The sequence below is a fragment of the Micromonospora sp. NPDC005163 genome (genome assembly GCF_053599835.1).
Map to the genome: position 1 here is coordinate 1 of NZ_JBSFYP010000074.1, position 18,935 is coordinate 18,935.

The window sequence follows — 18,935 nt, forward strand, 5'->3', positions numbered from 1 at the left end:
AAAATTTTCAACCATAAGACGGCTTCAGATATTTGTTATTGTGGTGGTGGTGTGCAGAGGTTTGCTCTTCCGATCTGGGCGGTGGGCCACCAGCACCAGCGCCACGATGAGGTACGGCCCGGCCGCCACCGCGAACGCCACCGCGTTGCCCGCCGCCGTGGCGACGAGGCCATAGCCGACGTAGGTCACGATGACCAGCACGTCGGTGGCCATCCCGGCCAGCGAGGTGACGGTGGCGCGGCTGTTCCCGGTGATCCGCGCCTGGAGCCGCGCGTCGGCCAACACGGTGGCCAGTTGCGCGGCCCCGAACGCCACCGCGAGCAGCACGAACCCGGCCGGGTGCGCGATGAGCGCTCCCCCGGCCAGCGCACCGGCGACGACGACCAGCAGTGCGGCGTAGCCGAGCGCGCCCAGCCGCTCCCCCGCCGGAGCGAGCAGTCCGCCGGTGGTCACCCCGGCCCAGAGCAGCAGGAGCAGCAGCGGCACGACCTGCGCCCCGACGCCGGTGTCCAGGGCCAGCAACGGGGTGTACTCGTCGAGGGCGCCCCAGTCGGCGGCCACCACCGCGACCAGCAGCACGGCGGCCCGCACCGGCGGATGCGTACGGACCTGTGTCACCCCCGCCCGCAGCGTGTCCCACCAACCCGGATCGCTGTCGTGCACACCCGACGGTGATTCCGGGTCGGCCTCCCCGGCCACGGCGGGCGCGGTCGGCGGTGTGCGGTGCTCCGGGAAGCGGCCGGCGACAGCGGCGGCGAGCAGACAGGCGAGCACGCTGCCCACACCGACCGCCGGGTAGCCGCCGACGGCGAGCACCGGGCCGGCGAGCACCCCGGAGACCAGCACGCCCAGCACACCCGCCGTCCGGGCACGACCGAGCACCCGCGGATACCGGCCGACCGCGCCGAGCCGGTCCAGTTCGGTCCAGACCAGCGCCTCCAGGGCGCCGGAGACCAGCGCGCCACCGGCGCCCCAGAGCAGGAACCCGACCGCGAACGCCGGGTACGACGGGACCAGGACCCAGAGGGCGTACGCGGCGGCGGTGACCAGCGGAGCGAGGCGCAGCAGCAGCCGGCGGGACACCGTGTCGGCCCAGGCGCCGGAGGGCACCTCGAACAGGATGCCGGCGGCCGACCAGATGACGAAGAGCGAGGAGATCTGCCCCACCGACAGCCCGGTGTCGGCGAAGAGCAGCGCGTACACCGGGTAGAGCAGGACGAGGTCGCTGAGGAACGCGTACCCGTAGAGGGTGGTCGTCAGCCGGCGGACCGGCGGGTCGGGCACGCGTGCGGCGATGCGGGTCATGAGGCCTTCCCGTGGGAGTGGAGACGGACACCGGACGTGCGGTGCCCGTGGTGGCCCACGGGATCGGCCTACAGCGTTGGATCAATGTCGCCAGGTCATGTCGGAGATGCTAGACCCGCCTCGCGGCGCCGGCCAGCGCTTTCGGCACGCCGGACGACGCGAGGCGGGGCGGGACCTCGCGGACCCCGCCCCGCCGTCCGGTACCGCGTCAGCGACGGTTCGGGTCGACCGGCGGAATGACCGTGGTCGCCTCGCTGTCGTCGCTGGCGCGCTGGTCGGGCACCACGCGATCGGCGCCGGCGCTCACCACCTGGGTGGCCTCCGGGTCGGCTGCGGGACGCACCACCTGGGTGGCGTCCGGGTCGACCGGGCGGGCGACCACCTGGGTGGCCTCCGGGTCGGTGCTGGGGGTCGCCTGCCAGGCCAGTTCGGCCTCGGCGTCCCGGCGGCCGGCCCGGTAGGCGCGGGCGTGCGTGGCGATCAGCTGCGACTCCTGCTCCGCGCGGCTCAGCCACGACTCCCAGCGGCTCTGCATGGGACGGATCAGGCCGCCACCGACCCCGACGACGAGGATGCCGCCGACGGTGGCCAGCACGGCGATCAGCACGGGAGTGGTGACCGCGGTGGCCACGCCGACCTGGTTCAGCGCGGCGATGACACCGAGGCCGAGGATGAACACCGAGGCGATGCCGGCCAGCACCCGACCGTACGACAACCCGCCGAGCGCGCCACTGATGATGTCCTTGACGGCGTTGGCGATGGCGGCGGCGACCACGACGATGACGATCGCGACGAAGGCGCGGGGCAACCAGGACACCACCGCGGCGATCAGGTCGGAGATCGGGTTCGGGCCCCAGATGCCGAAAGCGAGTTGAAGGGTGAGCAGCAGCACCGCGTAGTAGACGAGCTTCGCCACGATGTCGCTGGCGTCGTACCGGGAGCGGCTCAGTGCCCGGCGGACGCCGCCGCGCTCGACTGCGCGGTCGAAGCCCACCCGTTCCAGCACCTTCTCGACGATCTTCAGCACGGCCTTGGCGATCAGCCATCCCGCCACCAGGATCGCCAGGAAGGCGACGGCCTTGGGCAGGAAGAGCATCACCGAACGGAGGGCGTCGCCCACCGCGTCGCTGACGTTGTCACTCATCGGGTTTTCCTCCACGCGGGGCAGCCGGGACGGTCGGCCCCCGACCTACCCCCGCCGACGCGCGCGGAAACGCCGGCCGCTCAGCGCTGCGGCGTCCCGGGGTGGTCGTCGCCCTCCTCGGCGGCGGCGGCAACCCCCTCCGTCACCGGCCCCAGATCCGGCGTCGCGGGTGTCACCGGCTGGCCCGGCCCCGCTGCGTGTGGTGCCATCTGGTCGAAGAAGCGCAGCAGCTCGACCGGGAACGGCATGACCAGGGTGCTGTTCTTCTCGGCCGCCACGTCCACCACGGTCTGCAACAGGCGTAGCTGGTACGCGCCGGGTGTGGCCTCCATCGCCCGGGACGCGTCGGCCAGGCGCCGCGACGCCTGGAACTCGCCGTCCGCGGCGATCACCCGGGCCCGGCGTTCCCGTTCCGCCTCGGCCTGCCGGGACATCGACCGTTTCATCCCTTCGGGCAGCGAGACGTCCTTGACCTCCACCCGCTCGATGAGCAGCCCCCACGGCTTCTCCGTGGGCGCGTCGATGACGGACTTCAGCTCGGCGTTGACCCGCTCCCGGTCTCCCAGCACGGTGTCCAGGTCGGCCCGGCCGATCACCGAACGCAGCGCGGTCTGCGCGACCTGGAGCACCGCCGAGGGATAGTCGTGCACGTTCACCAGCGCCTTCACCGGGTCCACCACCCGGTAGTAGACGACCGCGTCGACGGTGAGCGTGACGTTGTCCCGGGTTATCGCGCCCTGTGCCGGTACGCCGATCACGGTGGTCTGCAGGCTGACCCGCGCCATCCGGTCGGCGATCGGGACGATCAGTTGCAGGCCCGGCTGACGGACCCGTTCCAGCACCCGACCGAACCGGAACACGATGCCGCGTTGGTACTGCTGCACCTGACGGAGGCTGAGTGCCAACGCCAGCAGCACGACCACGACGACGATGACCAGGCCAACGACGGCGGCTCCCATGACATCCCGCTCCCCGGAGGCGCCCACCTCCCGGAGCGCCGGGTACCCGTTCCGCTCCCCGCCATGCGGCCCCGATCGCAACACGCGGCGAGCGGGATCGTGGGTGAAGTGCTCGCGAACGCGTGCCGCGCGGAGCCCGGCGTCTCGCCCGCGCGGGGGAGGCGCTCATGCGTGCGAGGGAGGTGCCGGGTGCGGGCAAGATCGCCCGGCGGAGCGATCCCATCGGGGCGGCGAAACGGCAGGCTCGATCACGTTGAACACACGGCGCAAACACCCCGAGGAGACACCACAATGAAGTTCCGCCGCCCTGCTTTCATCGCCGCGCCGGTCCTGGTCATGGGCTACGGGATCATCCGTCTCGTCGACGGCCTGGACGGCATTCGTGGTCCCGGCCCGGCCTGGACCATCGGGCACCTCGCATTCATCGGCGCACTCATCGCGTTCATCTCCGCGTTCTGGCAGATGCGTCGCATGGCTGGCGGCCGGGTCCTGGCGACGCTGAGCGCCACGGCCGGCACCCTCGGCGCGCTGGCGCTGATCACCCAGTTCTCGATCGACATCGCAGCCGGCTTTCTGGCCACCGACAACTACGGCATGAGCATGATCGTCCACCAGGTACGCACTCTGCCGGGTGTCTCGCAGCTGGCCTACGACTTCGGGCCCTACGCCTTCTACCTCGGCCAGCTCGTGCTGGTCGTCCTGCTCGCCGTGCAGCGCCGGGTCAAGCTGTGGACGCCGGGCCTGGTGCTGGCCGACCTCGCTACGCCGTTCATCGACAAGGACCTGATTCCGCTGGGCGCGGTCCTGTTGCTGGTCTCCTTCCTCCCGCTGGCCCGCGGCACCACCGCCGCCACCCCGGCGAACCCGGTGCCCGCTCTCGCCTGAGCGGAGAGTCCGGAACCGATCCCCCCGGCCGCGGGGGGATCGGTTGCACCTGGGGAGGGGGTCGGCGGTTATGCATACTGTCGCGATGTCGCTCGCCCGCTTCGTACGCACCACCAATCCGTACGTGGTGGATGCGGCGATCACCGTGTTCGTCCTCGTCGCGGTGTCACTGCCGTTCGTGCTTCCCCGGCCGGGTGGCACACCGGGGCTGCTGGCGTACCTGCTCACCGCGGGTACGGCGATCCCGCTGATCTGGCGCAGACGGGTGCCGTTCACCGTGTTGGTGGTGGTCGCGCTGGCCACGATCGCGGGCAAGGCGGTGGACGCGCCAGGGCAGCCCCTCGCGTACGGCGGGTTGGTCGCGCTCTACACGGTCGCCGCAATCGGCGGTCGCCGGCAGCGCTGGGGCGCACTCGCCGCGACCTTCCCCGGTGTGGCGGCAGGAGTGGCGTTCAACACGAACCGCGTGAGCGAGTACTTCTACACGTTCCTGGTCTTCTTCACCGCGTACGTCCTGGGTCGGCTCAGCCACGCCCGCCAGGAGCGCGCGACCGCCCTGGAGGACCGGGCACTTCGGGCCGAGCGCGAGCGCGAGTTCGAGGCCGATCGGGCCGCCGCGCGCGAGCGGGCCCGAATCGCCCGGGAGATGCACGACGTGCTGTCCCACGCGGTGAGCCTCATGATCGTGCAGGCCGAGGCCGGGCCGGTTGCGGTGCGCACGGCCCCGCACCGGGCCGAGGCCGCGTTCGACGCGATCGCCGCCGCCGGCCGCGACGCCATGGTGCAGCTGCGCGGCATGCTCGGCCTGCTGCGCTCGGAGGCCGGACCCCGCGGCCCGCAGCCCACCCTGGCCCAGCTGCCGCCACTGATCGACGGTGTCCCGGTGGCCAGCCTGCGGGTGACCGGCGAGCCGCGCCCGGTGTCGGCCGACGTGGAGCTGGCCGCGTACCGCATCGTGCAGGAGGCCCTGACCAATGCCGTCAAGCACGCGGCGGCCAGCAGGGTCGACGTACACCTCGGCTGGTCGCCCGAGGCCCTCACGATCACCGTGACCGACGACGGTGCCGGAACCGGCGGCCCGGGCGGCGGACACGGCCTCATCGGCATCCGGGAACGCGCGACCGCCTGCGGCGGTACGGCGAGAATCGGGCCGGACGCAGGTGGACGTGGGTTCACAGTCGGGGTTCGGCTACCGTTCCCGGCGTGACGATTCGGGTGGTGATCGCGGACGACCAGGAGCTTGTGCGCAGCGGGTTCGCCATGATCCTTGACGCCCAGCCGGACATTACCGTCGTCGCCGAAGCCGGTGACGGCGAGGCGGCCGTGACCGCCGTTCAGGAGTACCGGCCGGATGTGGCACTCCTGGACATCCGAATGCCGACGATGGACGGTATCGAGGCCGCCCGTCGCATCTGCGCGGACACCGGCAGCCGAGTGATCATGCTGACCACATTCGACCAGGACGATTACATCTACGAAGCGCTCTATGCCGGTGCCAGCGGCTTCCTGCTCAAGGACGTGCGCCGCGACGACCTCGTCCACGCCGTCCGGGTCGTGGCCTCCGGCGATTCGCTGCTGGCCCCCTCGGTGACTCGGCAGATCATCGCCGACATCACCGCCCGCCACCGGCCCGGTGCGACCCGGCTGGCCGACGCGCCCGACGCCCGCCTCAACGTGCTCACCACCCGCGAACGGGAGACCCTGCACCTGCTGGGCCGAGGTCTGTCCAACGCGACGATCGCCCAGACCCTGATGGTGAGCGAGCACACCGTGAAGACCCACGTCAGCAACGTGCTGACCAAGCTCGGCCTGCGCGACCGTGCCCAGGCGGTGATCTGCGCCTATGAGACCGGCCTGATCACCGCCGGCGAGAACTGAGCCGCACCGGTGTGCGCATCACGAGTGGGTTGGTCCGAGCGATGACGTGGGGTGGTGAACCTCTAGCGCGCGGACGAGTTTTGGCAATATCCTCCGGAGAACGTGCGGCCATTGGAGCTACTTTTCATTCACCGCCGGCCGCAGGAGGAGACAACATGCACGTCGACCCTTCCGAAGTGGACCGCCGGACGCTGCTGCGGGCCGGTCTCGGCGCGGCCACGGTCGCCGTGGTCGGGAGCGAACTCGCCTTCCCGGGCGCCGCGCAGGCCGCCCCCGGCACCGACCTGGACTGGATCATCAGCTGCGACGAGTGGGCGGCTCGCCCGCCGAAGGACCCGCTGTCGGTCAGCGCCATCGCCACCAACAAGATCATCGTGCACCACATGGCGTTCCCGAACGTCACCGACTACTCCCAGGAGCAGGCGGTCAAGCTGGCCCACGACTGCCAGGACCTGCACATGGACGGCAACGGCTGGTCCGACACCGGCCAGCACTTCACGGTGAGCCGGGGTGGCTACGTGCTGGAGGGTCGGCGGGGCAGCCTGGAACGCCTCGAAGCCGGCGACCGGCAGATGATCTCGGCGCACTGCCCGGGCGAGAACGGCCGGGCCATCGGGATCGAGAACGAGGGCACCTACGTCACCGAGACGCCGCCGAAGGCGCTGACCGACTCGCTGGTCAAGCTCTGCGTCGCCGTCTGCCGGCAGTACGGGCTGCACGCGCACGACATCTTCGGCCACTGGGACTTCCGCACCACGCAGTGCCCCGGCGCCGCCTTCTACCGCGAGTTCCCGGCGCTGCGCCGGCGGGTGTTCGCCGCCCTCGGCACCGATCTGGCCGACGTTCCGGCGCGCCGCTGGCCCGACCTGTGGCGCTTCGTCAACTCCCCGTCGGTCCGGGTGGTGCAGTACCTGCTCGCCTTCCGCGGCTACCCGGTGACCGTCAGCGGCACCTTCGACGCCGCGACCGTGACCGCCGTGCAGGACTGGCAGGCCCGCAACGGCATCCCGGTTGACGTGGATGCCACGCTCACCACGCCGACCTGGGAGACCCTGGTGCCCGAACTGGACCAGCACGCCAGCGGCCTGCCGGTGACCGCGGTGCAGGAGATGCTCTTCACCAAGGGGTACGCCGTCACCGTCACCGGCGCGTACGACCACGCGACCCGGGACGCCGTGAAGGACCTGCAGGCGCTGCACGGGCTGCCGCGCAACGGCAAGCTCAGCACGAGCACGTGGTGCACGATCGTCGGCGGAAATGTCCGCCAGTCGTTCCGGCACCGCTGATCCTCCGGAGCACCGGCGGCGGCGCGGGCGCGAACCCGTGCCGCCGCCGGGCCCGGCAACCAGCGCAAACGTGGGCGCGCCTCGTTGGTCGCCCTCCCCCGGTCTGCGACGATGACGCTGACCAGGACCAAGGAGGGCGCTGTGCAGACACGACTCAATCCGTACCTGAACTTCCCCGGCACCGCCCGCGCGGCGATGGAGTTCTACCACCGCGTGTTCGGCGGCGACCTGACGATGAACACCTTCGGCGAGTTCGGCAGCACGGAGCCGGGCCTGTCCGACCAGATCATGCACGCGCGGCTGGAGTCACCCAACGGGTTCACCCTGATGGCGTCGGACACCGCGCCCGGGATGAACCATGTGCCCGGCACCAACATCGCGATCAGCCTCGGCGGCGACAACGCCGACGAACTGCGCGGCTACTGGGCTCAGCTCTCCTCGAGCGGGTCGGTGACCATCCCGCTGGAGAAGCAGATGTGGGGCGACGAGTACGGCCAGTGCGTCGACCCGTACGGCATCCACTGGATGGTCAACATCACCCAACCGCAGGCCTGACCAGCGCACCGTCGCCGGTCAGCCGGTTTGGCCGACAGCGCGGGCGGAAAGAGTGGCGGGCATGAGATGGGCCCGTCGAGCCGTACCCGCCGTCGCCGCTGCCGTCGCCGCGCTCGCCGCGCGGGACCTGATCCAGCGCGACCACGCGCTGCTGCGCAACTTCCCGGTGCTCGGGCGGGCCCGATACCTGTTGGAGGCGGTCGGGCCGGAGCTTCGGCAGTACATCGTGGCCGGCAACAACGAGGAGCGGCCGTTCACCCGGGACCAGCGCCGCTGGGTGTACGCGTCGGCGAAGCAGCAGAACAACTACTTCGGCTTCGGCACGGACAACGACATCGAGTACACCCCCGGCTATCCGATCATCAAGCACCGTACCTTCGGCCGGGCCGTGCCGCCGTCGACGCCGGCCGCCGGGCAGGACGTGCGACTGCCCTGCGCCAAGGTGCTCGGCGCGGCCCGGGGGCGGGCCCGCGCGTTCCGACCGGAGTCGGTGGTCAACATCTCCGGGATGAGCTTCGGCTCGCTCTCCGGCAACGCCGTCGCGGCGCTGAACAGGGGTGCCGCACTCGCCGGCTGCCTTCAGAACACCGGCGAGGGTGGCCTGTCGCCGTACCACCGCCACGGTGGTGAGCTGGTCTTCCAGCTCGGTACGGCGTATTTCGGCTGCCGGGACGTGCACGGCCGGTTCAGCCTGGACCGGTTGAAGGATCTGGTCGCCAGCGCGCCGGTGAAAGCGCTGGAGATCAAGCTGAGCCAGGGCGCAAAGCCCAGCCTCGGCGGGCTGCTCCCCGGCGCGAAGGTGTCCGCCGAGATCGCCGCCACCCGGGGCATTGCGGCCGGTCAGGACTGCGTCAGCCCCTCCCGACACGCCGAGTTCTCCGACTGCGACAGCCTGCTCGACTGGGTGGAGCTGCTGGCCGCCGAGACGGGCCTGCCGGTCGGCATCAAGTCGGCGGTCGGCGACCTGGGCTTCTGGCAGGAGCTGGCCACCCTGATGCGGGACACCGGCCGGGGCGTCGACTTCGTGACGATCGACGGCGGCGAGGGTGGCACCGGCGCCGCGCCGCTGATCTTCACGGACTCGGTGTCGCTCCCGTTCCAGCAGGGCTTCTCCCGGGTGTACAAGGTCTTCGCCAAACACGACCTGCACGAGCAGGTGGTCTTCGTCGGCGGCGGCAAGCTCGGCCTGCCGGACAACGCCATCGTGGCCTTCGCGCTCGGCTGCGACCTGGTCAACGTGGGTCGGGAGGCGATGCTGTCGATCGGCTGCATCCAGGCGCAGAAGTGCCACACCGACACCTGCCCCACCGGCGTGGCGACCCAGAACGCCTGGCTGGCCCGGGGGCTGGACCCGACGCTGAAGTCGGTGCGCGCGGCCAACTACCTGCGGACGCTGCGCCGGGACCTGGTGAAGGTCGCCGAGGCGTGCGGCGTGGAGCACCCCGGCCTGATCGGCACCGACGCGGTGGAGATCCTGGACGGCCGCACCGGCTCCACTCCCCTGCACGAGGTGTACGGCTACCGGCCGGAGTGGGGCCTGCCCTCGCCGGCCGACCGGGCGGAGATCGTCCGGCTGATGGCACCCGAGGCGCCGCAGGGCGGCAGCGCGACGCCCTCCCCCACCGCCGTCGGCTGACCGGCGCTCGCCGATAACCCCTGGAGGCGGACGCCGGGGGCCCCGTATCGTGGCGCGGTGCTGATCAGACGCGAGACGCCCGCCGATGTCGACGCCATCCGCGCGGTGCACGCCGCCGCCTTCACCGCGCCGGACGGTGGCGTACCGGTCGAGGCGACCCTGGTCGACGCGCTGCGCGCCGACGAGGGCTGGCTGCCCGCGTACTCCCTGGTGGCGACCGACCCGGACGGGCAGGTGGTGGGGCACGTGGTGGCCACCCGCGCCCAGGTGGCCGGCCAACCGGTCGCCCTCGGCGTGGGGCCGCTCGGCGTGCTTCCCGACCGGCAACGGCGCGGGGTCGGCTCGGCGCTGATGCACGCGGTGCTCGGCGCGGCCGACGCCCGGGACGAGCCGCTGGTGGTGCTGCTCGGCCACCCCGACTACTACCCGCGATTCGGGTTTCGACCGGCCGTCGAGCTGGGCGTCACCCCGCCGCAGCCGTGGGGCCCGCAGTACTTCCAGGCCCGCCCGTTGAGCGCGTGGCGGGAGTCGATCCGGGGCGAGTTCCGGTACGCCGGCCCGTTCGACGAGCTGTGACCGCACCGCAGATCCGGCGGCGGCGCGCCACCGACCTCGACGGATGCGTGGCGGCGCTCGCCCTCGTCCATGGGGCCGACCGGTACCCGCTGAACTGGCCCGCCGACCCGCACCAGTGGCTACGCGAGCCCCGTCCGGCGCGCGCGTGGGTCGCCGTCGACGCCAACTCGGCGATCGTCGGGCACGTGGCGGTGCAACGGCTGCCCGACCCGGCGGACGGGTCGCTCGCCCGGCCGACCGCCGAGGTGACTCGCCTCTTCGTGTCGCCGACCGCCCGCGGGACCGGGCTGGGCGCTGCTCTGCTGACCCGGGCACGGCGGTGGGCGGCCGAGCGCGGGACGGACCTGCTGCTCGACGTGGCTGTCAGCGACACCGCGGCCACCGCCCTCTACGAGCGCACCGGGTGGCGGTGCACCGGCACCAGCACGGCGCAGTGGACCGCCCCGGACGGAAGCGCCGTGTCACTTCATCACTACACGCTGCCAACGGGCGGGGAAATCAGCGACCGGCGGCCCTGTTAGCGCAGCTCACTGTGGTGATCGCGAACGCCATGCGAACATATGTACGTGTCGCCCGGGGCCAGCATCCTGCACGCCGACCTGGACGCCTTCTACGCGTCGGTCGAGCAGCGCGACGACCCGCGCCTGCGGGGGCGGCCGGTGATCGTCGGCGGCGGCGTGGTGCTGGCGGCCAGCTACGAGGCGAAGGCGCGGGGCGTACGCAGCGCGATGGGCGGCCAGCAGGCGCGGCGGCTCTGCCCGGACGCGATCGTCGTGCCGCCCCGGATGTCGGCGTACACGGCGGCCAGCCGGGCGGTGTTCGAGATCTTCCGGCAGACCACCCCGCTGGTCGAGGGGCTTTCCATCGACGAGGCGTTCCTGGACGTGGGCGGTCTGCGCCGGCTGGTCGGGCCGCCGGCCGACATCGCCGAGCGGCTGCGCCGGGAGGTCCGCGAACGGGTCCACCTGCCGATCACCGTGGGCGTGGCCCGGACGAAGTTCCTGGCGAAGGTGGCCAGCGGGGTGGCGAAGCCGGACGGGCTGCTGGTCGTCTCGCCCGACGCGGAGCTGGCGTTCCTGCACCCGCTGCCGGTGGAGCGGCTGTGGGGCGTCGGCCCGGTCACCGCCGCCAAGCTGCGGGAACGGAGGATCCGCACCGTCGGCGAGGTGGCCCGGCTCGGCGAGGCGGCGCTGGTGTCAATACTCGGCGCGGGCGCCGGCCGGCACCTGCACGCCCTGGCGCACAACCGCGACCCGCGGGCCGTGCTGGTCGGCCGCCGACGCGGCTCGATGGGCGCGCAGCACGCGCTGAGCCGTACGCCACACGCGCCGGCGGAACTGGACGCCGTCCTGGCCGGCCTGGTCGACCGGGTCACCCGGCGGATGCGGGCGGCCGGACGGTCCGGGCGCACGGTGATGCTGCGGCTGCGCTTCGGCGACTACACCCGGGCCACCCGCTCGCACACCGTCCGCAAGGCGACCGCGGACACCACGCCGCTGCTCGCCGCCGCGCGGGCGCTGCTGGGGGCCGCCCTGCCCGAGATCGACCGGCGGGGCGTCACGCTGATCGGCGTCTCGGTCGGCAACCTGGACGACAACCCGGTCCAGCCGGAGCTGCCGTTCCACCACAATCCGGGAGCCGAGCTGGACGCCGCGGTGGACGCGGTCCGCGACCGGTTCGGATCGGCGGCGCTCACCCGCGCGGTGCTGCTCGGCCGTGATCCGGGCGTCGAGGTGCCGCTGCTGCCGGACTGACCGCACCAGGTGGCGGCGGGGCGAAAGCGCCGGACATCACAGCGGCGAGGGGTTTGGCGACGGCCGCAGCGGGTCACGTAGTGAAGATCAGTCTGACCAGGGGGGACCACCATGTCCGACGACACCAGCAACCGTCCGAGCCGGCGCGAGCAGCGTCCCGGCGACGTGACCGACCCGCTGCTCTGGCAGCTCGCGATCGACGTGCTCAGTGCACATGAGCCGGACGAGGACGGCGCCTGCCGCAACCTGCTCTGCGCCGGCCAGCCGTGGCCGTGCGCGGCCCGCAGCTCCGCTGAACAGGCGCTCCGGCTGGCCCGTGGTGCGGCCGGCACACCGTCCACAGTCGCTCCGACGCGGGGCGAGGAAACAACCGCATCCGCTGACCGGCCCGCTGAGGGCGTTCCGACCGCGCGCCGGGCCTGGTCGGCGCGTCCCGAAGCCGCCGTGTCGGCCGCCTGACGCCCACCCCTTCTCGACACGCCCGCGGGCGCCCGGCCGGAGTCCGGTCGAGCGCCCGCGCGTCGTGTGTCAGAGGGCGAGCCGCTGACCCGGGAAGATCAGACCGGGGTCGCCGCCGACCACCTGACGGTTGCGCTCGTACAGGGCCTGCCAGCCGCCGGCCACCTGATGGGCCTGGGCGATCTCGGACAGGGTGTCGCCCGGCTTGACCAGGTACGTCCTGCCGTCCGTGGAAGGCGCGGTGCGCTTGTGGTTGCGGGTCGCCGGCTGCTCGCCGCGCGACGACCGCTCCCGGGGCTTGGACGTCGACTCGGACTTCTTCGTCGCGGACTTCGCGGCGGAGCCGCCCGACGAGCCGCCCTTCTTGCCGCAGGTCGGCCAGGCGCCGATGCCCTGCCCGTCGAGCACCTTCTCGGCGATCGCGATCTGCTCGCCGCGGCTGGCCAGGTCGGCGCGGGCGGCGTACTTCTTGCCGCCGTAGCCGGCCCAGGTGCTCTGCGAGAACTGCAACCCGCCGTAGTAGCCGTTGCCGGTGTTGATGTGCCAGTTGCCGCTGGACTCGCACTGGGCGATCGCGTCCCAGTTGACCCCGGCCTGCGCCGGGGCGGCCGGGCCGAAGAGGGCGACGGCGCCGGTGACAGCGCCGACGGCCAGGGTGCCGACGGCGACGCGGCGGGTGGTGACCCGCCGATGACGGGGCGTGTGTGCAGATGACATGTGAGGCTTCCTCCACGCCGGCGAGGTGAGCTGTCGGGTTCGGGCCGAGGAGCCCGGCCGCGCGGTGGCGGCTTCACCCCGAGGTGACGTGCACCGAGGAACGTTGGGTCCCCCGCTCCTGCCCGGGTGACTGGGTTCCGACGACCGGGGGCAGGATTTGGCGTTGCCGGTCGCGGTGTCCGCATTGGCGAACCCGACCGACGTTAGGCACGGTCGGTGACGGTCGCCCACCCCCTGTGAACTTCTTCACCGGGCCGCGCGGGGCGAGCCGCGTAGCGGTTGCGGGCAATCGAAGTGTGTGCAGTGACCACCATGGACCGTTTCCGATCAGGCCGGCGTTTCAGGTCTCGTGCCGGAGCCAGGCCACGATCCGGCGAGCAGTTCGACGTGTCCCGGCGACTCGTACGACCGGACGTCGTGACCGAGGGCGCTGTAGACGATCTGGCTGGTCCCGACGGTTCGTGCCCAGACGAGCGGTGGCTGGTCGCGGCGACCAGGCGACTTCGCACCGCTTGCCGCATCCCCTGGTACGCCGACCGTCCCGCCCGGTGCGGTCAACGGCCGCCGGGCGGCGTGGCACGGCGAATCCGGGCGGCCGTCATCTGCCACGCCTGCGCCTCGTCGACCAGGCAGCCGGCGAGCAGCTCGCGGCCCCGGGCGAGAACCGCGAGGGCGTCGGGGTGGCCCGGCAGCCACTGTTCGGCGTCCCCGACAGTCAACTCGGCCCGCCGGCCGGGCAGCGGCGTCGCCCCGGGTGGCAGGCCACCGAGCCGGTCGAGGTGCCCGGCGGAGAGGATCTGGTACCACATGGCGTCGGGGATGAGCGCGTCGGCGAGCATCTCCACCCCGGGCCGCCGGGTCACCGGCTTTCCGTCGCTCGGGAGCCGCTGCGACCACTGTGGCGTGCTCACCCGACGGCTGTCCGGCTCGGCGTCCACTCCGGCCCAGACCAGCAATCCGCTGTGCGCGTGCAGCTTGTCGCGCAACCGGTGCATCGGCCCGGCCAGGTCGCCAGCGTCGGCGGGGTCGGCGCGCGGCTGCGCGACGGAGAGCGCCGCCGCCGGTAGCACGTCGTGGTAGCCGCCGACGGTCGCGGCCACCAGCCGGTTGGTGAGGTCGCCGGCGAGCAGGGTCACCGTGATGGCTGTGGGCAGAGTAGACAGTACGGTGGCGGTGGCCGAGCCGGCCGCCTCGGCGGTGAGCGGAACCCGCACGCCGAGCACGACAGCGCTCAGCTCGTCCGCGGGTCCGCGCTCGGCGTGCAACCAGTCGAGCGCCACGTTCAGCAGGGGCGGGGGCAGTTGGCACGGGGCGTCGCCGAACGGCGCGCCGAGTGGCCCGCGCAGGTAAGCCCGGGCGGACACGCCGAACTCCTCGATGTCGTGGCTCGGGCCGCGCCGGGCCACCGAGACCAGAGCGTCGCGCACACCGGCATCGCGCAGTTGCCGGGCCAGCAGCTCCGGTATGGCGAGGACATGCTCGGCGGGGATCGGGCCGAAGTCGATCACGAGGAGCTGCGCGCCGGGCAAGGCGATCGGTGACGAGACGACGGCCGGGCCCACCCGCTCCCCGCCGGCTCCCGTCGCTTCGAGTCGGAGCAGAGCCTGCCGGAGCGCGGCCACCGCGACGGGCACACCGGCGTCGTCCGAGCGGACTTCGATCGTCAGGCTGTGCTGCTCGCGCAGAGTTTCATCGATATCTAGCACTACGACGACGGCCATGTGTCCCCCAATGGTGGCGCATCCGCACTCTGCGGCAGCCCATTCCTGAACCCCGCTTCGCACGTCGATCGGAATGGAGAATGAGATATTTGCTTGTGTCTATTGACAGTGGAAGGGGCCTGTCGGGGAGCATATTGCCGTCGCAATTTTCCGGGAGCCCTGCCGGGTGCGGAGCGCTCCAAACTGGCCAATCTGTCTCGTTAGCGCGAATACGCGCAGCATGAAATAGCGCTGCCCGGATTCCACGATGTAACACAATCGAAGAGGTCAGCGCTATTTGCGAATCACCAACGACTATCGCCGCACTTTTCCCAACCCTTCCGTAACGGCCGAGGCCCGTAATCGCCGTACGGGGTGCCGGCCGCCTCGGTAACGTCACCCGCAGCCGGGCGGCGGCCCGCCGGATGCGCGTACTCCGCCGACCTCGACGCGTCGTAGACGTTGTCCGTCTGCTCCTCGGACAGCGCCGTGATCTGGATCAGCGGCGTCGGGTGGGCTCGGCGCAGCCATCGGAGTAGTGAAGCTTGTGGCTACCTGCAGACGCTGCATGATCCAGAAAGCGACGCCGCCCCATCCGACGAAAGGATCAGTCCCCCTCCGGCTACAGGGTGCGGGCCAGCCGGTCAGCGAGGGCCCGGGTGAATCGGGCCGGGTCGGCCAGCTCGCCACCCTCGGCGAGCACCGCCAGCCCGTACAGCAGCTCGGCCGTCTCGGTCAGGGCCTCGGAGCTCCCGCTCTGCTCGTGGGCCTTGCGCAACCCGGCAACGAGCGGGTGCCCGGGATTGATCTCCAGGATCCGCTTCGTCGACGGGACCTCGTGCCCCATCGCCCGGTACATCTTCTCCAGGGTCGGGGTGAGATCGTGCGCGTCGCCGACGACGCAGGCCGGTGAAGTGGTCAGCCGCGACGACAGGCGGACCTCCCGGACGCTGTTCGCAAGGGTGGTGCCGAGCCAGTCGAGCAGCCCGGCGAACTCCTGTCGCTGCTGCTCACGCTCGGCCTCGGCCTGCTGCTTCTCCTCGTCGGTGTCCAGGTCGACCTCACCCTTGGCGATCGACCGCAGCGGACGGCCGTCGTACTCGCCGACCCGCTCGACCCACACCTCGTCGACCGGGTCGGTGAGCAGCAGCACCTCGTGGCCCTTGGCCTGGAACGCCTCCAGGTGCGGGGAGTTCTCGATGGCGGCCCGGGAGTCGCCGGTGGCGTACCAGATGTCGCTCTGGCCGTCCTTCATCCGTGCCACGTAGCCGGCCAGGTCGGTGGGCTCGGCCGGGTCGTGGGTGGAGGCCACCGACAGGATCTCCAGCAGGGTGTCGCGGTTGTCGGTGTCGTCGATCAACCCTTCCTTGACCACCGCGCCGAACTCGGTCCAGAACGTGCGGTAGCGCTCGGGGTGGTTGGCCTTGAGGTCCCGGACCGTGGCGAGGACCTTACGGACCAGCCGACGGCGAACGATCTGGATCTGCCGGTCCTGCTGGAGGATCTCCCGGGAGATGTTCAGCGACAGGTCGTGCGCGTCGACCACGCCCTTGACGAAGCGCAGGTAGGTGGGGACCAGCGCCTCGCAGTCGTCCATGATGAACACGCGCTTGACGTAGAGCTGGACGCCACGGCGGCCCTGTGGGGCGAACATGTCCAGCGGGGCGTGGCTGGGCAGGAACAGCAGCGCCTCGTACTCGAAGGTGCCCTCGCCCTTCATGTGCACGACCTCGAGCGGGTCGGCCCAGTCGTGGCTGACGTGCTTGTAGAACTCGTGGTACTCGGTGGCGTCGACCTCGTCGCGGGGCCGCGCCCAGAGCGCCTTCATCGAGTTGAGCGTCTGCACCTCGCTGGTGGGCGCCTCGCCGTCGGCGCCCGAGCGCTCGACGCGCATCCGGATCGGCCAGGCGATGAAGTCGGAGTATCGCTTGACGATCTCCCGGATGGTCCACTGGGCGGTGTAGTCGTGCAGGTTGTCCTCGGTGTCGGCCGGCTTGAGGTGCAGGGTCACCGTGGTGCCCTGTGGCGCCTCGTCGACGGTCTCGATCGAGTACGTGCCCTCGCCGGCGGACTCCCAGCGGGTGCCGCCGGTCTCGCCGGCCTTTCGGGTCAGCAGGGTGACCCGGTCGGCGACCATGAACGCGGCGTAGAAGCCGACGCCGAACTGGCCGATCAGGTCCTGCGAGGCGCGGGCGTCGGCGGATTCGCGCAGCTGGCGCAGCAGCTCGGCGGTGCCCGACTTGGCGATCGTGCCGATCAGCCCGACGACCTCGTCGCGGGTCATTCCGATGCCGTTGTCCCGCACGGTCAGGGTGCGGGCGTCCCGGTCGACCTCGATGGCGACGTGCAGGTCGTCGGTGTCGGCGACGAGGTCCTTGTCGACCAGAGTCGCCAGCCGCAGCTTGTCCAGCGCGTCGGACGCGTTCGAGATGAGTTCCCGCAGGAAGACGTCCTTGTTCGAATAGATCGAGTGGACGACCAACTGGAGGAGCTGACGCGCCTCGGCCTGGAACTCCAACGTCTCGGCCTGGTTGCTCACACCGTCTCCCATGTCGGCTCGTGCGGAGGTTCGCGGACAGGATACGAGCCTTCACCGGCTGGGTCGTGCCCGCGTCCGGGTCGTATTCCCGATCCGGCGATGCCGCTTCGTGAGATAGCTGACTTTGCCTAACGTAAGTCAGCCCGATAGCGTCTCGGTGAGCAAGAGGCCGCACGAGCCTGACGACCCACCGTTCCGCCCGAGCAGCGGCGCGCGACCCCTGGAGCAGACCATGAAGATCGCTGGAAGCACCGCCCTCGTCACCGGCGCCAACCGCGGCTTCGGCCGGCACCTGGCCGCCGAACTCCTCTCCCGCGGCGCGACCGTCTACGCCGGCGCCCGCAACCCGGACAGCGTCGACCTGCCCGGCGTGACGCCGGTCCGGCTGGACATCACCGACCCCGCCTCGGTGGCCGCCGCCGCCGCGCTGACCGGAGACGTGAACCTGCTGATCAACAACGCCGGCATCGACACCGGATCGGACCTGCTCGAAGGCGACCTGGACCTCGTCCGGCTCGAGCTGGAGACCCACTACCTCGGCACCCTGTCGATGGTCCGGGCGTTCGCTCCGATCATCGCGGGCAACGGAGGCGGGACTGTCCTCAACGTGCTCTCCGTGCTGTCCTGGGTGACCTTCCCGAGCGTCGGGGCGTACAGCGCCGCGAAGTCGGCCGAGTGGTCGATGACCAACGCGTTGCGCGCCCAGCTCGCCGACCGGGGGGTCCGGGTCGCCGGCCTGCACGTCGGCTACATGGACACCGACATGACCGCCGCGGTCACCGCCCCGAAGTCCGACCCGGCGGTCATCGCGCGGCTCGGCGTGGACGGCATCGAGGCCGACGCCTACGAGATCGTGGCCGACGACATCAGCCGGCAGGTCCAGGCCGGGCTCGCCGGCGGCGTCGCCGCGCTCTACCCGCAGCTGCCCTGAGCTGCCGCACCACGGCCGTGATCGGGCCGCCGCCGGCTTCCCGGCGGCGGCCCGTCCTCGGGTACGCGGTCAGCTCCGTCCGCGCACCCGCCTCAGCTGCCGGTCAGCAACCGCCACAGCTGAAGAAGAGGATGTCCCAGTGACTGCCCTCCTTGGTGTAGAGGTTGCCGGAGGGGGCCCGGTACTGGTAGCCGAAGCCGGCGATGTAGCCGACGTACGTGTAGTTCGCGGAGATGTAGTTCTGGATGCAGGTGCTCAGCGCGATGTCCAGCTTGTAGCCGTTCCAGTGGCTGTACGTCCCGCCGGCATGCCCGACCTCGGTGCCGGCGGTGATGGTGACCGCGCAGCCGCTGGCCCGCTTGAAGGTGATGATGCCGCTGATCGTCGCCTGCCGGACCCCGTCGAACGAGGTGCAGGTGGCGATGTTGCGGTTGCTGCAGTTGCCACTGGAGGTCCAGGAGATGTTGGCGGCGCTCAGCTGCGAGGTGGCACTGGAGTGGCTGATGGCGAAGGCCGGGGCGGCGAGACCGAGCGCGGCGCCGACCGCGGCGAGGGTGGCCACCAGCAGTGTGAGCACGCGGCGGCGCAGGGTGGATCGGGTGGTGGACATG

17 protein-coding genes, 1 pseudogene and 1 riboswitch are annotated in these 18,935 nt (G+C 71.5%); of the genes and pseudogenes, 11 read left to right on the forward strand and 7 right to left on the reverse strand.

Annotated elements, in window-relative coordinates; translation table 11 throughout:
• Positions 1-24: 24 nt before the first annotated feature.
• The 3 genes and pseudogenes from ACWD6N_RS31990 to ACWD6N_RS32000 form a co-directional block, all read right to left on the reverse strand.
• Positions 25-1,305 carry an MFS transporter gene (locus ACWD6N_RS31990; protein ID WP_450005835.1) on the reverse strand — a complete coding sequence of 427 codons (1,281 nt, stop codon included), beginning with the start codon at positions 1,303-1,305 and terminating at the stop codon, positions 25-27.
• A 208-nt stretch (positions 1,306-1,513) separates the two neighbouring features.
• Entirely contained in the window at positions 1,514-2,449 is a 936-nt protein-coding gene (locus ACWD6N_RS31995) for a mechanosensitive ion channel family protein (RefSeq protein ID WP_354966622.1), read from the reverse strand.
• Between the two features lie 45 nt (positions 2,450-2,494).
• A pseudogene (locus tag ACWD6N_RS32000) lies at positions 2,495-3,408 on the reverse strand (SPFH domain-containing protein).
• 291 nt (positions 3,409-3,699) lie between these two features.
• Between ACWD6N_RS32000 and ACWD6N_RS32005 the strand changes: the two are divergent.
• The 10 genes from ACWD6N_RS32005 (at position 3,700) to ACWD6N_RS32050 (ending at position 12,437) form a co-directional block, all read left to right on the forward strand.
• A complete protein-coding gene (locus ACWD6N_RS32005; protein ID WP_387327870.1) occupies positions 3,700-4,293 on the forward strand; it encodes a hypothetical protein in 594 nt (197 codons plus the stop codon).
• An 85-nt stretch (positions 4,294-4,378) separates the two neighbouring features.
• Complete coding sequence (locus ACWD6N_RS32010; RefSeq protein WP_354966625.1) at positions 4,379-5,500, forward strand: sensor histidine kinase; 1,122 nt, start codon at positions 4,379-4,381, stop codon at positions 5,498-5,500.
• 53 nt (positions 5,501-5,553) lie between these two features.
• Entirely contained in the window at positions 5,554-6,171 is a 618-nt protein-coding gene (locus tag ACWD6N_RS32015; RefSeq protein WP_387328037.1) for a response regulator, read from the forward strand.
• A gap of 155 nt (positions 6,172-6,326) precedes the next feature.
• Entirely contained in the window at positions 6,327-7,457 is a 1,131-nt protein-coding gene (locus ACWD6N_RS32020) for a peptidoglycan recognition protein family protein (protein ID WP_354966627.1), read from the forward strand.
• A 141-nt stretch (positions 7,458-7,598) separates the two neighbouring features.
• A complete protein-coding gene (locus tag ACWD6N_RS32025) occupies positions 7,599-8,012 on the forward strand; it encodes a VOC family protein (protein ID WP_354966628.1) in 414 nt (137 codons plus the stop codon).
• Positions 8,013-8,073: 61 nt separating this feature from the next.
• Positions 8,074-9,648 carry an FMN-binding glutamate synthase family protein gene (locus tag ACWD6N_RS32030; RefSeq protein WP_354966629.1) on the forward strand — a complete coding sequence of 525 codons (1,575 nt, stop codon included), beginning with the start codon at positions 8,074-8,076 and terminating at the stop codon, positions 9,646-9,648.
• Between the two features lie 57 nt (positions 9,649-9,705).
• Positions 9,706-10,224 carry a GNAT family N-acetyltransferase gene (locus ACWD6N_RS32035; protein WP_354966630.1) on the forward strand — a complete coding sequence of 173 codons (519 nt, stop codon included), beginning with the start codon at positions 9,706-9,708 and terminating at the stop codon, positions 10,222-10,224.
• Positions 10,221-10,745: a GNAT family N-acetyltransferase gene (locus ACWD6N_RS32040; protein WP_387327865.1), complete on the forward strand. Its 525-nt coding sequence runs from the start codon at positions 10,221-10,223 to the stop codon at positions 10,743-10,745. The genes ACWD6N_RS32035 and ACWD6N_RS32040 overlap by 4 nt, the downstream gene beginning before the upstream one ends.
• A 45-nt stretch (positions 10,746-10,790) precedes the next feature.
• Positions 10,791-11,978: a DNA polymerase IV gene (gene dinB / locus ACWD6N_RS32045; protein ID WP_354966632.1), complete on the forward strand. Its 1,188-nt coding sequence runs from the start codon at positions 10,791-10,793 to the stop codon at positions 11,976-11,978.
• A 111-nt stretch (positions 11,979-12,089) separates the two neighbouring features.
• Positions 12,090-12,437, forward strand: coding sequence for a hypothetical protein (locus tag ACWD6N_RS32050; RefSeq protein ID WP_354966633.1), 348 nt, complete (start codon positions 12,090-12,092; stop codon positions 12,435-12,437).
• A 69-nt stretch (positions 12,438-12,506) separates the two neighbouring features.
• On the opposite strand, the gene ACWD6N_RS32055 is transcribed toward ACWD6N_RS32050, so the two are convergent.
• From ACWD6N_RS32055 to htpG, 3 genes are all read right to left on the reverse strand, one after another.
• Positions 12,507-13,154 (reverse strand): LysM peptidoglycan-binding domain-containing protein, encoded by a 648-nt coding sequence (locus tag ACWD6N_RS32055; RefSeq protein ID WP_387327860.1) that lies wholly within the window; start codon positions 13,152-13,154, stop codon positions 12,507-12,509.
• A 1-nt stretch (position 13,155) separates the two neighbouring features.
• Positions 13,156-13,327, reverse strand: a riboswitch (cyclic di-AMP (ydaO/yuaA leader).
• A 381-nt stretch (positions 13,328-13,708) separates the two neighbouring features.
• Positions 13,709-14,875 carry a hypothetical protein gene (locus tag ACWD6N_RS32060; protein WP_354966635.1) on the reverse strand — a complete coding sequence of 389 codons (1,167 nt, stop codon included), beginning with the start codon at positions 14,873-14,875 and terminating at the stop codon, positions 13,709-13,711.
• 601 nt (positions 14,876-15,476) lie between these two features.
• Entirely contained in the window at positions 15,477-17,405 is a 1,929-nt protein-coding gene (gene htpG / locus ACWD6N_RS32065) for a molecular chaperone HtpG (protein WP_450005838.1), read from the reverse strand.
• A 220-nt stretch (positions 17,406-17,625) separates the two neighbouring features.
• Here htpG and ACWD6N_RS32070 point away from each other — a divergent pair, with 220 nt between their 5' ends.
• Complete coding sequence (locus ACWD6N_RS32070) at positions 17,626-18,324, forward strand: SDR family oxidoreductase (RefSeq protein WP_354966637.1); 699 nt, start codon at positions 17,626-17,628, stop codon at positions 18,322-18,324.
• Between the two features lie 103 nt (positions 18,325-18,427).
• On the opposite strand, the gene ACWD6N_RS32075 is transcribed toward ACWD6N_RS32070, so the two are convergent.
• Positions 18,428-18,934: a hypothetical protein gene (locus ACWD6N_RS32075; RefSeq protein ID WP_450005840.1), complete on the reverse strand. Its 507-nt coding sequence runs from the start codon at positions 18,932-18,934 to the stop codon at positions 18,428-18,430.
• Position 18,935 lies beyond the last annotated feature (1 nt).